At 57.4% G+C, this 13495-nt stretch carries 11 protein-coding genes; 4 read left to right on the top strand and 7 right to left on the bottom strand.

The features are described from left to right. Window positions 1-106: 106 nt before the first annotated feature. Window positions 107-1600 (bottom strand): N-acetylmuramoyl-L-alanine amidase, encoded by a 1494-nt coding sequence (locus JUK32_RS07635; RefSeq protein ID WP_239112432.1) that lies wholly within the window; start codon window positions 1598-1600, stop codon window positions 107-109. Between the two features lie 231 nt (window positions 1601-1831). Between JUK32_RS07635 and JUK32_RS07630 the strand changes: the two genes are divergently transcribed. Then, complete coding sequence (locus JUK32_RS07630; RefSeq protein WP_204138257.1) at window positions 1832-3259, top strand: phospholipase D-like domain-containing protein; 1428 nt, start codon at window positions 1832-1834, stop codon at window positions 3257-3259. A 147-nt stretch (window positions 3260-3406) separates the two neighbouring features. Here JUK32_RS07630 and JUK32_RS07625 read toward each other — a convergent pair whose 3' ends face one another. Both JUK32_RS07625 and JUK32_RS07620 read right to left on the bottom strand, forming a co-directional pair. Further along, window positions 3407-4939, bottom strand: coding sequence for a CPBP family intramembrane glutamic endopeptidase (locus JUK32_RS07625; protein ID WP_204138256.1), 1533 nt, complete (start codon window positions 4937-4939; stop codon window positions 3407-3409). Continuing rightward, window positions 4929-5156 carry a hypothetical protein gene (locus tag JUK32_RS07620; protein WP_204138255.1) on the bottom strand — a complete coding sequence of 76 codons (228 nt, stop codon included), beginning with the start codon at window positions 5154-5156 and terminating at the stop codon, window positions 4929-4931. The genes JUK32_RS07625 and JUK32_RS07620 overlap by 11 nt, the downstream gene beginning before the upstream one ends. A gap of 408 nt (window positions 5157-5564) precedes the next feature. Here JUK32_RS07620 and xdhA point away from each other — a divergent pair, with 408 nt between their 5' ends. From xdhA to JUK32_RS07605, 3 genes are all read left to right on the top strand, one after another. Further along, window positions 5565-7004 (top strand): xanthine dehydrogenase small subunit, encoded by a 1440-nt coding sequence (gene xdhA, locus JUK32_RS07615; protein ID WP_204138254.1) that lies wholly within the window; start codon window positions 5565-5567, stop codon window positions 7002-7004. Next, window positions 7001-9331: a xanthine dehydrogenase molybdopterin binding subunit gene (gene xdhB, locus JUK32_RS07610; RefSeq protein WP_204138253.1), complete on the top strand. Its 2331-nt coding sequence runs from the start codon at window positions 7001-7003 to the stop codon at window positions 9329-9331. Before xdhA ends, xdhB begins: the two co-directional genes overlap by 4 nt. A 172-nt stretch (window positions 9332-9503) precedes the next feature. Further along, window positions 9504-10499, top strand: coding sequence for an XdhC family protein (locus JUK32_RS07605; RefSeq protein WP_204138252.1), 996 nt, complete (start codon window positions 9504-9506; stop codon window positions 10497-10499). A 3-nt stretch (window positions 10500-10502) separates the two neighbouring features. Here JUK32_RS07605 and JUK32_RS07600 read toward each other — a convergent pair whose 3' ends face one another. The 4 genes from JUK32_RS07600 to JUK32_RS07585 all read right to left on the bottom strand — a co-directional run bounded on the left by JUK32_RS07600 (window position 10503) and on the right by JUK32_RS07585 (window position 13090). Continuing rightward, on the bottom strand, window positions 10503-10958 hold the full coding sequence (locus JUK32_RS07600; protein ID WP_309224509.1) for a nuclease: 456 nt from the start codon (window positions 10956-10958) through the stop codon (window positions 10503-10505). Then, entirely contained in the window at window positions 10952-11236 is a 285-nt protein-coding gene (locus JUK32_RS07595; protein WP_204138251.1) for a hypothetical protein, read from the bottom strand. Before JUK32_RS07595 ends, JUK32_RS07600 begins: the two co-directional genes overlap by 7 nt. Before the next feature lie 407 nt (window positions 11237-11643). Beyond that, window positions 11644-11979 (bottom strand): hypothetical protein, encoded by a 336-nt coding sequence (locus tag JUK32_RS07590; protein ID WP_204138250.1) that lies wholly within the window; start codon window positions 11977-11979, stop codon window positions 11644-11646. A 775-nt stretch (window positions 11980-12754) separates the two neighbouring features. Next, window positions 12755-13090 (bottom strand): hypothetical protein, encoded by a 336-nt coding sequence (locus tag JUK32_RS07585; RefSeq protein WP_204138249.1) that lies wholly within the window; start codon window positions 13088-13090, stop codon window positions 12755-12757. Window positions 13091-13495 lie beyond the last annotated feature (405 nt).

The following is a 13495-nucleotide window of genomic DNA, read 5'->3' as shown; positions in this document are numbered from 1 at the left end:
CTGCTCTGGTGACGGCTGCTGGATTTCAAGGGGAGAGGCAGACATGGGCAAACACCACTCAGCGTGTCCCTAGTGTAGCGGAGTCAGAAATAGGGAGGCGCGATCGCTACCGCCGATAGGGCTCCAGATATTGCAGCAGGCCGCGAGTGATCGCTTGGGCAATGTTTTCTTGCCAAGCGGGGTCGCGGAGTTTGGGGGCGTCGTTCGCGCCCGTGACAAACCCTAGTTCCAGCAGGGCAGCGGGCATGGCAGTATTGCGCAGGACATAAAAGCGAGCTTGCTTGACGCCGCGATCGCCAAATCCCGAAGCCGGCAGCACATTCGCATGAATAATGCTCGCTAGCTGCTGCCCCGCTGCGGAGTAGTAGTAAGTCTCGACACCGTTCACATCCGGGCGACTCATACTAATCGCGTTGGCGTGAATGCTCAAAAAGACTGTGGCGTTGGCGTTATTGGCAATGGCGGCGCGGGGTTCTAAATCCAGCGTGACATCGGAAGTGCGGGTCATCACGACATCGACCCCCGCTTCCCGCAGCAACTGCGCCACCCGCTGCGACACCGGAAAAACGACGTTCTTTTCTTGTAGGCCGCCAATGCCCACGGCCCCCGGATCGCGTCCTCCATGTCCGGGATCGATCGCCACTCGAACCCGGACATTATTCACCACAGGCGGAAACGTGGGTGTGGTCGGCTGCGGTGGCAGATTGGGTTGCGGCCTTGGGTTAGACGGTGGTTGGGCCGTGGGGGGCACTGCGATCTGCGGATTGCCCTGAGTCGGATTATCAGGAATCGCGCTAATGGAGACGCCACTGGGCGGCACCAGCACAATGCCAGTTTGCGTACCAATATTAGTGGGAGTGACTTCCCAGTCGGGGCTGCCCGGCCCTAGAGTCATCACAACCCGCGTCACGTTGCGCTGGGGGTCTTGGGTAATATCCCAACGACTGACGCTGTACCGGCTGTTGGGCAACGCTTCGGCTTTCAAAAAGGGCGAAATAGAGCTATCAAAGAGGTCAAGAATAATTTGCCGTTCGCCGCCCGGTTGGCCTGTCCGCTCTAAGTTAATGGTCGGAATTTCGCCGCTGGTGCGGATAAAGAAGCCATCGGCGGTGGTCACCACTCCAGACAGAAACGTCATGGCCCCATTGGTTGAATATTCGCCCGTGACGGAGTTGCCGCTGGGGCTAGTCGTGGCACCACCAGATGCCTGGGGTTGGGGCAACTGCACCACCCATTCATTACTTCTGAGGCCGCGCACTTCGACCGCCCGAGGATCCAGGGTATAGCCGGGGGCTAGTTCAATCACCAGGCGGGCCGTTTGGGCGTCAAATTGGCCCGATCGCACTTCCCGAATTGCGCCCCCGACCGCTTGCCGCTGGGGAGGACGGCCCAGGGTTGTCCCCGGCAAGTCAATCACGACTCGGGTCGGGTTAAAGACCATTTGGGCGCGGGGCTGCACGGGCGAGTCGGTGTTAAAAACCAACTGATTGCGCTGCTGGTCAAATCGCCAGAAACGCAACTGGGTCGCTTCGGCAGGCAGGGTATAAACCAGCGCACTGGTCGCTGCCAGCCCCATGGGAAGTAGCCAATCAACTCTCAATCTGGTGTCTCCTTTCGGGAAACTGCGTAGATATAGATGACGTTACCGTGGACGCATCGGTGCCAGCATTTCCTGACAATTTCGCAAGTTTCGCACCTCGCGGCTTCAAAGTCTAGCGCAGGAAATCGCAATCATGAGTCCCTGAAACGGAAATTTCCGCAATCTTGCGGGGTTATCCTGAGCCCTGGCTTGGGCGCACTAAAGGCAGTCGCTTCTTCACAGGGCCAGGGTATGCATCTCACACGTCAACAACGGCGTCTCGGCGGTTTGCTGCTGGGCGCAATTTTGCTGGTATTAGCAGCTCATCATTGGCTGTTGCCGCTGTTTACGCGCCCGTCGCTGGCGTCTCCCTTACCGCAAGATCCTTACATTCAGGTTTATCTCAATCAGTCGCCAGCCAGCCTGTATACCGACCCCTATCGCCAGATTCGGCGGCAGGGGGACGATTTGGAGCAGGTGATTTTAGATGAGATCGCCGCCGCCAACACCTCTATCGACGTGGCAGTGCAGGAAATCACCTTGCCGAAAATTGCGCTAGCGTTACGCGATCGCGCCCAATCTGGCGTTGACGTGCGTATCATTGTGGAAAATCAGTACAACCGGGTCTGGCAGCCGCTGAATGAGTTCCAGTCAGGGCAAGTGGACGAGTATCAGCAGTCCAAGCATTCCGAAAAGCAGCGGCTGATTGATGCCAACGGCAACGGTAAAATCACTGCTGAAGAAGTCGAGCAGCGCGACGCCATCCGCATTTTGACCCAAGGCCAGGTGCCGCTGTTGGATGACACCGCCGATGGCTCGAAGGGCAGTGGCTTGATGCACCACAAATTTATGGTGGTGGATGATCGCACGGTGGTGCTCGGTTCCGCTAATTGGACGACCTCTGGGATTCACGGTGACTTTGCCTCGGCGGAGAGTCGCGGCAACGCCAATGCCCTGCTGCGCATCGACAGTCCCGAACTGGCGGCAGTGCTAGAGGATGAATTTGACCTGATGTGGGGCGATGGGCCAGAGGGCAAAGAAGATAGCCTGTTTGGGTTGCAGAAACCACTGCGATCGCCCAGCGTTGTCAGCCTCCCCGGCTCCCAGGTCACGGTGCAGTTTTCCCCGGTGTCAGAAACGGAACCCTGGAGCCGCAGTGTGAATGGGCTAATCAGCCAAACGTTAGACCAGGCCAGCAGTAGCGTTGATCTGGCGCTGTTTGTCTTTTCCGACCAGGGGATTAGCGATCGCCTCGCCCAAAAGTCTCAAGCGGGTGTCACGGTGCAGGCCCTGGTGGATCGTGATTTCGTTTACCGCAGCTACAGCGAGGCTCTGGACATGCTCGGCACGGCCATGCCCGACCACCGCTGTAAGTACGAAGCCCATAACCAGCCGTGGACGCAGCCGATCGCCACCGTCGGCACCCCCAATCTGCCAGCAGGGGACAAGCTGCACCACAAGTTCGCCCTGATCGACAATCACACGGTCATTGTCGGCTCCCACAACTGGAGCGCCGCCGCCAACCACACCAACGACGAAGACTTGCTGGTCATTCGCAACCCCACCGTCGCCGCCCACTTTCGCCGGGAGTTCGATCGCCTCGCCGCCGATGCCGAGATGGGCTTCACCAAGGAGTTGCAAAACCGCATCCAGCGCCAGCGCAAACAGTGTGGCGGCTGATCAGACACGCGAGCAGCACCTGCTCTGACTGGATTGTCATGCGACTTACGCCGAGGAGGGGACGGGTCCCTGTCGGCAACCCCGATCAAATCAGGTGGAGTACGAGGGACCCGTCCCCTGATAGATCCCCCAATCGACGGGACACCGCTAGTTGGCGCTACTGCCGAGGAGAAACAAGCCCAGCATGGTGACACTATTCCAGGCGCTGTGGAGCAGCATGGGGGCCAGCAGGTTGCGCGATCGCGTATACACAATCCCCAACACGCCGCCGAGCACCGCCAAGGGCAACACTTCGGACAGGCTGAGGTGAGCGATCGCAAATACCAGACTGCTGACGGCGATCGCCCCCCCAACGGGCATGTAGCGCGTCAACGACGGCAGCAAAAAGCCGCGAAATAAGAACTCTTCAAACAACGGGGCGGCGACCGAAGCAGTGATGAAGAAAATCGTCAGGGCGAAGGGATCTTGGGCTTCGAGTACCGTTTGCAGCAGCGGATTGCTGCCGCCTTGTCCCTGCCAAATCTGCTGGTTCAGCACGGAGACGGTCAACATCAGCGGCAGCGCCGCAAAGTAGCCGCCGAGTCCCCATAGCCACCACCCACTCCGCAGCTTGACCTTAAACCAGTCGGGCGGCAAGGGGCGATAAGACCGAATCGCGAACCAGAGGACAGCGATCGCGCCAACCGACATCATTAGATAGTAGGTCAGGGCAAACAGTGCTTGTCCGCGAATGCCTGCGCCTGCGAATAAGCCCCGCAGGGGACTAATGGCGACGGGCACCACTAACTGCCCCATAAACAAAAAGCCACCCACCACCACGAGCCAAATTGTTTCCGCCGACCAGGGCACCTCCCAACCGCGATCTCGGTTTTGCGCCAGCAACGCATCGGCTCCTTTCACCCAGCGCTGGATGCCGAGCCCAATGAGCAACAAAATGCCAGTGAGCGCCCCCACCGCTGGAAACACGCCCACCGCCGCTAGCGTCAAAATCAGCCCTTGGGCCTTTTCGGTCTCGGTTTGTTCTAAGACCGTCAATGCCACCAAGTCTTCGGTGCGTCGATAGTATTGTGCCAGTGCCCGATTCTGAAACCATCCTTGCAGCGTGGCCGTAATCAGCGTTTCGCTATCATCCGGTAGCGCCTGATCGCGCCAAATGGCGTCCAGGGTATCGGCAGTACGCCAAAGGCGATCGCCCCGCGCATGGCGCGATTTCACGGCATCCCAGCTCGTTTGTGCCGCGTCTAAGGCTTCCTGCTCCGCTTCCAAAATGCCTAAGCGCAAATCGAGCGCATCGAGCAGTTCCGACTGGCCCGCGATCGCATTTTGTAACCGGGGAGAGGCCGGGATGCCGTCACCGACTGAGGCCGCATTTTCATCTAGCGTACTGACTGCCGTGGCCCGCACCGAGGCGTAGTTTTTTTGGGCATTCGCAATGGGGTCGGCTCCCAACAAATTGCGCCGCAGCGTCTCTACCTGCTCTACGGGCAAGCCATCGCCTTCCCACGCGGTGGCCTGCAACAACAAATCCGTTTGATACAGCTCTAAGCGACTGGCGACTTGGGGCTCGTTCCAACTCGCGACGAGGGCACTCCCCATAATGACGCTGACCAGCAGGGTGATCACCACCAACCCGATGCGGCGGAGGGTACTGGAAAACTGGGGCGCGAGTTCAGAGTCCATAGGGTTTGGCAAAGTCATTAAGGCACTGTTCTCCAGAGTAGCGGGTTATTCCCATCCCTGGGGACATCCAGATGCCCGCATCGACCACCGGTAGCCCCGTTGCCCGGTCTCTCCACAGCCGGGAAGATTGCCGCAGGGCCAAGGGCGGGTGACGGCAACGGCGCAGCAATATGACGCTGATCCCGAAAATGCCGTAGCGTGATCCCAGGCGCGTCACGGGAACTGGAAAACATGCAAAAATTTCGGCGCGATCGCTCAAAAACGACAGTTAAAGTATGGTTGCCACCAGTCAAAGTTGGGACGCAGAATCCCATCATTTTCAGGTAGCGATTTATCAGTGAATCGTGACGGCTCGATGCACGGTAACGATTGATTGCCCTCGTCTACAATTGCGGCAATGGACTGACCAGCGTTGGCCTGGAAGGACTTGTGCGATCGCGGCGAGTTTCAATACAGTGATTTCCACCCCAAATTCTCGCAATTGTCACGATACTCGACATCAACAGGGGCGACTGAACTACTTATAATTGGCGGCAAATATCGTCGGCAGCATTGCCGTTCTGAGAGAGTTGCTGTCTACCGACAAAGTTCATGGAAATGTCTGCTGTTACTTGCTGTTGAATTAATGTCCTCCTCTTTACCCACAACGAATTTGCCATTGACGCTGAACGGAGCGGCGATCGCCCTCCATGATGTCTCACCGACCCAAACGTTGCTGAGTTATTTGCGGCAGCACGGTTATGTCGGCACTAAGGAAGGGTGTGGCGATGGGGACTGTGGGGCTTGCACGGTCGTCATGGTGGGGGCTGATGCCACGGGGCAGCCTCAGTATCAGGCAGTGAATAGCTGCCTGCTGCCCATCGGCAGTTTGGGGGGGCGGCATATTTACACGGTGGAAGGGATTGCGAACGGCCATCTGCATCCCGTGCAGCAGGCGATGGTGGATTTGGGCGGTTCCCAGTGCGGTTACTGCACACCGGGATTCATCATGAGCTTGTTTGCGGGGTATTACAGCGATCGCGTGGCGGCTGAGGTCACGGTGGAGGGCAATCTCTGTCGCTGCACGGGGTATCTGCCGATTCGGCGGGCGGCCCAGCGGGTGGCGGCGGAATCCCACGGGGACGATGGCTTTTCAGCCCTGTTGCGTCAAGTCCCCACTCAGCTAGAGGGCACGGCCTACAGCGCCCAGGGGCAACAGTTTTATCGCCCCATCCAGCTAGCCGCAGTGCTGGAGTTGTTAGCGGCGCATCCCGACGCGACGTTGGTGGCGGGGGCCACCGATCTCGGGCTGGAAATGAGCTGGTATCGCCAGCATTATCCCGTCATGATTGCCCTAGAAGCAGTGGCTGAGTTGCAGCAGCTGGAGCAAACGGATGACGTTGTGACCATCGGGGCGGCGGTGCCCCTGAGCCAGATTGAAGAGCGGCTGCGGGGGGTGTTTCCCAGTCTGGATGAAATGCTGTATTGGTTTGCGGCGCGGCAGGTGCGCAACCGGGCGACGCTAGGGGGTAACTTGGGCACTGCTTCGCCCATTGGCGATCTGTTGCCGGTGCTGTTGGCGCTGGACGCGACGATTCACGTGGCGAGTGCGACCGGCCAGCGGGAAATTGCGATCGCGGACTTTTTCCAGGGCTATCGCGTGACGGCTTTGCGGACGGGGGAGGTGATCGTGAGCATCACCCTGCCCACAACCCAGCCGATCGCGGTGGCGCAGCGACTCAGCCAGTCTTACAAGGTGGGCAAGCGGGGCACCGACGATATCAGCATTGTGGCGGCGGCCTATCGCGTTGATTTGGACGCGCAAAACCGCGTGGTGGCGGCGCGACTGGCCTATGGCGGCGTGGGGGCGACTCCCGTGCGGGCGATCGCTGTCGAAGAGTGGCTGGTGGGTCAGCCCTGGACGTGGGAGACGGTGTTGGCGGCCAAGGAACAGTTGCGATCGGCCTTTACGCCGATGAGTGATTTGCGGGGCAGTGCGGACTATCGCCAGCGCCTGATTGCCAATTTGTTGGAAAAGTTCTTTGTGGAGTTTGCTCCTAGCGAGCAAGGGGAACGGGTGGGATGAGTAACCGTGATCGACAACAAAGCCATGAAAGTGCGATCGGCCATGTTACTGGTCGGGCCGTTTACACCGACGATCAGCGACCGCCATTTGGGCTGCTGTCGCTGTATCCCGTCCTGTCGCCCCACGCCCATGCGCGCATTCTCACGGTAGCAACGGGGGCGGCGCTGGCGGTGCCTGGTGTCGTCACAGTGCTGACGGCGGCGGATATTCCGGGGCAGAACAATACCGGGGTGATCCGCGCTGATGAACCGCTGTTGCCCACGGAGGAAGTGAGTTATTGGGGCCAGCCGGTGGTCTGGGTCGTGGGCGAAACGGAACAGGCGGCGCGGCTGGGGGCCGAACAAGTGCAGATTGAGTATGAACCGCTGCCCGCCTTGCTCACGGTGGCGGACGCGATCGCTGCCGACAGTTTTCACAGTGCGCCGGATGTGTGTCGCCGGGGCGATCCGGAGGGGGCGATGGCGGCGGCGGATCACGTGCTGACCGGGGAAGTGGAGATGGGGGGACAAGACCATTTCTATCTCGAAACCCAGGCGGCGTGGGCGATGCCGGCAACGGATGGCACGTTTCAAGTCTATTCCTCCACCCAACACCCCAGCGCGACCCAAGCCGCGATCGCCGAAGTGTTGAAACTGCCGCTAAATCAGGTGGTGGTGACCTGTTTGCGCATGGGGGGAGCCTTTGGCGGCAAAGAGTCCCAGGCGAATCCCCTGGCGGCGATCGCGGCCCTGGCGGCTTACCAAACGGGTCGGCCCGCGCGGGTCAGTTTTCGCCGCCACCAAGACATGATCGTGACGGGCAAACGCCACGGCTTTGTGGGGCGCTACCAGGTGGGGTGCGATCGCGACGGCACCCTCAAAGCTTTGGTGCTGCACCTCTACAGCGATGCTGGGTGGAGTTTGGATCTCTCGCCCCCGGTGCTGTTGCGGGCCATGCTGCACGCCGACAACGCCTACTACATCCCCCATGTCGATCTCAAAGGCTATCTGACCCAGACCCATCGCGTGTCGAATACGGCCTTTCGCGGCTTTGGTGGCCCCCAGGGCATGCTGGTGATCGAAGACGTGATCGATCACGTGGCGCGCACCGTCGGGCGTCCGGCCCACACAGTGCGGGAGCAGAATTTTTACCACGGCGAGGGCGAAACGAACACGACGCACTATGGTCAAGTGCTGGTGGATAATCGCATTCAACGGGTGTGGACTGAGGTGAAAACCCAGGCCCGCTACGAGGAGCGAGATCGAGCCATCGCGGCGTTTAATCAGCGGAGCCGCCATTACAAACGAGGTCTCGCCATTACCCCGGTGAAGTTTGGCATTTCCTTCAACAAAAAGGTCTACAACCAGGCGGGGGCGCTGGTGCTGATCTACACCGACGGCAGCATTCAGCTTAATCACGGCGGCACGGAGATGGGGCAGGGGTTGCACACCAAGATGCAACAGGTCGCGGCGCGATCGCTGGGCATCCCGAGCGATCGCATTCGGATGATGCACACCAGCACCGACAAAGTGCCCAACACCTCCGCCACGGCGGCTTCCAGCGGTTCTGATTTAAACGGTCAAGCGGTGAAAGACGCCTGCGAAACGCTGAAGGAACGCCTGTGCCCCGTTGCCGCTGAGCTGCTGCGGTTAGATGGCCCCGAAGAAATGGTGTTTGCCGACGGGCACGTCCACTGCCTCACTGCGCCCCATCTACGGGTGCCGTTTACCGAGGTGGTGCAGGCGGCCTACAACGCCCGCATTTCCCTGGCGGCGACGGGCTTTTATCGCACCCCCAACATTAGCTGGGATCCCGAAACCTACAGCGGCCACCCCTTCTATTACTTTGCCTATGGGGCGGCGGTGAGCGAGGTCGAGGTGGATGGCTTTACCGGCACCTTTAAGCTGCGCCAGGTCGATATCGTTCACGACGTGGGGGAGTCGCTGAATCCGCTGGTGGACCAGGGTCAGGTCGAAGGCGGCTTTGTGCAAGGGTTGGGCTGGCTGACGATGGAAGAACTGGTGTGGGACGACGCGGGGCGTCTGCGCACCTTTGCCCCCAGCACTTACAAAATTCCCACTATCAGCGAAGTGCCGGCAGCCTTCCACGTTCACCTATTAGAGCGGGCCGCGCAGGATGGCACGATCTACGGCAGCAAGGCTGTGGGCGAACCGCCGTTGATGCTGGCCTTTTCGGTGCGGGAGGCGATGCGGGCCGCGATCGCGGCCTTTGGCAATGCGCCAGACTGGGTACCGTTAACCTCGCCCGCCACGCCCGAAGCGACGCTGAAAGCGATCGACGCGATGCGCCAGCCGCTCTCTCAAGCTACGGTTTCCGTGGCTAGCTAATTTGATTGCCTCTAAGTGAAAGTGATGGATTGGCGATCCCCCGCTGTTGCCGCCCCCTTGTTGAAGGGGGCTATCAATGTTCTTGGCTGGAGTTTCACTCTTTCATTCTCATCGGTAATCTGGGTTTAGAGAGCTGACATAACCTGGCCGCAGGTCTCCACATCAAATTGGCATGTCAACGAGTTTGCAATTTTTTCAGCGGGTAGCGGCGGCGCTGACTCGCGGCCCGGTGGCGATCGCCACCGTCATCCACACCAACGGCTCCACCCCGCGCGAGGTCGGGGCCAAGCTAATGCTCGCAGCGTCCGGCGAAACCTTTGGCACCATTGGCGGCGGCGCGGGCGAGGCTAAAGTGCTGCAACAGGCCCAAACGGTTTTGCAAACGGGTCAGGCCCAAGCCGTCACGGTCGATCTGTCCGGTGCGCCGCATCGAGAGATTCAGGGGATCTGCGGCGGTCACATGCAGGTGTGGGTGGCCCGGTGGGTCGGGGAGGAGGCGATCGCGATCGTCCAACACATCATCCAAACCCTCGAAAGCGGCCAAGCTGTCACCCTCACAACCGTCCTCAACGCGGCTGCGCCGCCCACCGTCGCCACGGCTAATGATGCCGATCCTTCAGCCCCTTGGGAATCTTCTCCCGAGCGCTTCCAGGAAACGCTGCTGCCGTCGCCGCTGTTGCTGATTGTCGGCGCGGGACACTGCGGCATCCAACTCGCCAAAGTCGCCCACCTGGCGGGATTTCGCATTCTGGTGCAAGACGATCGCCCCGAGTGGGCCAGCCCCGACAACTTTCCCCAAGCGGAACGGTTGTTTCATGGGCCGATAAGTGAAGTGGTGGGGGCGATCGCTCACCACAGCCAGCTCTACGCCGCCCTCGTCACCCGTGGCATCGACTACGACCTGCCCGCCCTGCAAGCCCTCGCCACCCGCCAGCCCCCCTGCACCTACCTCGGCATGATCGGCAGCCAAAAGCGCGTCACCAAAGCCCTCCAAGCCCTGCAATTCCAGGGCATCGATCCTCAACAGGTCTCTAACTTATATGCCCCCATCGGCCTCGACATCGGTGCCCTCACCCCCGCCGAAATCGCCATCAGCATTTGCAGCGAGCTGATCATGGTGCGGCGCGGCGGCACCGGCCAACCCCTATCACTCAAAAGATTCGGGTAACAATCACTCAGTTAGGAGGTTCTGCCAGAGATCCGCTGCCACAAACCTCGATAGATGCCCGACATTCGTTGTGGCAATCACCACATCAGAGTCTCCCAGTGTCTGAGTTTGAGCAATCAAAATCATGTCACCGTCAATCGTTTTATCTCCTGCCGTGGGCTGCCCTTGCTGTCGTGATTGTGCCCAAAGGGCTGCTGCTTGGCGCATAGCAGTCGTGGTAATCGGTAAATACTCAAGTCCTTGACACAAACCCTCTAATCGAGCCAAGCCCCTCTTTTTGTCAGCTCTTAACAGTTCGCGACGGACTTCGTAATCAGCAATTTCTGGCACAATCACGCGATCGCCTGCTTTGAGATGAACCTGGAGCCACTGGTTACAAGCAATGCCCTGGGAGGAAAGCTTCGGATTCGTGATCAATCCGATTGGCCCTGTATCTAATACGATCGCCCGAACTACCACGTGATTCCCTGCATCTCCAGCGGAAATAACTTGCGCTCAGACAAGCGATCTTCGTCCAGTGCCTGCACTAAATATTCCCCAGTTTCCTGCTGGTCGGCGACATCTTCATCCTCAAGCCAAGACTCCAGCATATCGACAGTCTCAGCTTGCTTCTGTCTAAGTTGCAGCAGTTTCGTTAAGAGCTGTAAGGTCATTGCCTCAACGGATAACCCTTGCTGTTTGGCTTCTTGCAAAAGGTATTGCTCTAGTTCGGGTGGCAGGTCGATAGATAGAGTCATAAGCCGTTAAACGTAGTCGATTCCAATTTTAGCGCTTGTACTTTTCTCAAGAGGCATATCGTCGGGGAAATGATTTTGTAACACTCAACCGATGAGCAGCATTGGGTTGTCGCCTTTTTGAAATTCATAGTGGGTAGGGACGATCGCCCCCTAAATCCCGCTTGCGAAAAGTGATCGCGGACGGGATCGAGGTAGGGCGATCGCGTGCCGGCTAGGGTCAGGAGGGGAAAGATGCGGACTGCGGGGGTGAGGTGGGTCGGGTTTGGCGCGATCTCCCCACCGAGTCTACCAAGGACACATAACTCGCCCCTCAAAACTTAAATCCCTCTCGTTCAAACATGGACGAGAGGGCAAATAGGCTTGATCAGGTTTTCCAACAAGTTTTACGCCCCGTGAGTCGGGCAAAACTAGGCAACATCCCTTGACCATTGGCCCGGATTAATGGCAGACACGGGACGAGCAACCCCAGAAGCATTAGTGGCATGAGCCAGGGCCTCAGAGTAGTCACGACAGCGGATATCGACCCATACTTGATAACTGCTGCTGTCAGCAGCGATGACAGTTTGGTAACTCTGGCCTAGCGCTGATGCAAATCGGTAAGCCACATCGCGATCTTGGCTGGAGAAGAGCTTTGCCTGGATCATGATGAGGTTTTGATACATGGTGGCTTCATGAATTTCACCATCATCGTAAAACTTGAAGAGCTTTAACTGAAAGACAGGACAGACAAAAGGCAGAGGCATAAGCTCACGCTATTTACAGCAAATACAGCAAAACGAGCTTGTGTAAACGACTGTCAAAAACGCAGAAAAATAATTTTTATGTACATCATCGTAAATAATAAGCCGTCAAAAAATAATCTTCCTTGTGACAGATAAAATTATATTTGATGAATCAATGTCTATTCTGTAAGCCAGGAAGGTAGATCGCAGACATACCGAAAGCCATCAGGTACATAACTGAAAAGACTTTTGGATGGCTCCATTGCCTTCAAATCATCACCAGAAGAGTTGAATTGCTCAAAAATATATTTTCCGCAACAACTTTATTTATTTAATTTTTTCTACAGGTCGTATCTATTGTTACCGGAGAAGCTTCCGGATATTGCGATTCCTGACGGATTGTGGAAAGGCTGTGAAGGAGAAAAGCCGACATTACTGATCGGGGGCCGCTTGTTGATGACGGGATTTAAGTTGACTGTGTGCAGATGGAATCAGTAATTCAGAGGGTGATTCGAATTGTGTCTGATTCCCTGTGTGCTGACGACTGATGATGGGTGGCGGGAAAGTGCCCATGGCGCGACTCGGGAGCCGCTGCCAGGTAAGTCCCTGGATCAGTTTCAGAGTCAGTCTGGGCAGCAGTTGGTAATGGATACAGATTGCGATCGTAGCTGGGTGACTCAAGACATCTCTCTCGGTTCTCAAAACCTATCTGCCCCCTCGTCCATGTTTGAACGAGAGGGCAGATAGGTTTGGTCAGGTTTTCCAACAAGTTTTACGCCCCGTGAGTCGGGCAAAACTAGGCAACATCCCTTGACCATCGACCCGGATTAATGGCAGACACGGGACGAGTAACCCCAGAAGCATTAGTGGCATGAGCCAGGGCCTCAGAGTAGTCACGGCACCGGATATCGACCCATACCTGATAACTGCTGCTGTCAGCAGCGATGACAGTTTGATAACTCTGCCCTAGCGCCGAGGCAAATTGGTAAGCCACATCGCGATCGCTGCTGGAGAAGCGCTTTGCCTGGATCATGATGAGATTTTGGTACATCATGGCTTCACGAATTTCACCATGATCGTAAAACTTGAAGAGTTTCAACTGAAAGGCGGGGCAGACAAAAGGCAGGGGCATCAACATTAGATTCTATCGACGACATTTAACAAACACTATGTAACTAATTGTAAATAAAAATCTGGCAGGCAACAATTAATTTTGCTTAAACCTAAAGGAGTTGATGAGTTGAAAGGGCGATCGCGATCTCTCGAACACGTCCCTCTATCGGCTGTGATGTCAGGAACCCATGCCAGTCATTGCGTTCATGCTTCAATATGCTCTTGGATGTGATTTCAAGTGACGAGTTGCCCGCCAGGGCTCAGAGGATATACTTGCGTCACTTGTTTGATTTTTTCTTTATATTTCTGATATCGCTCACGTCAATCAAGTCGCAATCAGGTTGGGCTAAGTAGGTGGACACAATTATTTCGCAGACGGGTTTCGACTCCGCTCAACCCTCAACCTCTTACCTGGACAGTGATA

Source organism: Halomicronema sp. CCY15110 (assembly GCF_016888165.1).
Taxonomy (GTDB): domain Bacteria; phylum Cyanobacteriota; class Cyanobacteriia; order Phormidesmidales; family Phormidesmidaceae; genus Halomicronema.
The sequence above is the reverse complement of the archived record's forward strand: the minus strand, read 5'-3'. Positions and strand labels throughout refer to the sequence as shown.

Excerpts from the sequence above, each read along its gene's own strand:
- xdhA (WP_204138254.1), top strand. The coding sequence starts at position 5,565 with ATGTCCTCCTCTTTACCCACAACGAATTTGCCATTGACGCTGAACGGA.
- JUK32_RS07590 (WP_204138250.1), bottom strand. The coding sequence starts at position 11,979 with ATGCCTCTGCCTTTTGTCTGTCCTGTCTTTCAGTTAAAGCTCTTCAAG.
- JUK32_RS07625 (WP_204138256.1), bottom strand. The coding sequence starts at position 4,939 with ATGGACTCTGAACTCGCGCCCCAGTTTTCCAGTACCCTCCGCCGCATC.
- xdhB (WP_204138253.1), top strand. The coding sequence starts at position 7,001 with ATGAGTAACCGTGATCGACAACAAAGCCATGAAAGTGCGATCGGCCAT.
- JUK32_RS07605 (WP_204138252.1), top strand. The coding sequence starts at position 9,504 with ATGTCAACGAGTTTGCAATTTTTTCAGCGGGTAGCGGCGGCGCTGACT.
- JUK32_RS07595 (WP_204138251.1), bottom strand. The coding sequence starts at position 11,236 with ATGACTCTATCTATCGACCTGCCACCCGAACTAGAGCAATACCTTTTG.
- JUK32_RS07585 (WP_204138249.1), bottom strand. The coding sequence starts at position 13,090 with ATGCCCCTGCCTTTTGTCTGCCCCGCCTTTCAGTTGAAACTCTTCAAG.
- JUK32_RS07630 (WP_204138257.1), top strand. The coding sequence starts at position 1,832 with ATGCATCTCACACGTCAACAACGGCGTCTCGGCGGTTTGCTGCTGGGC.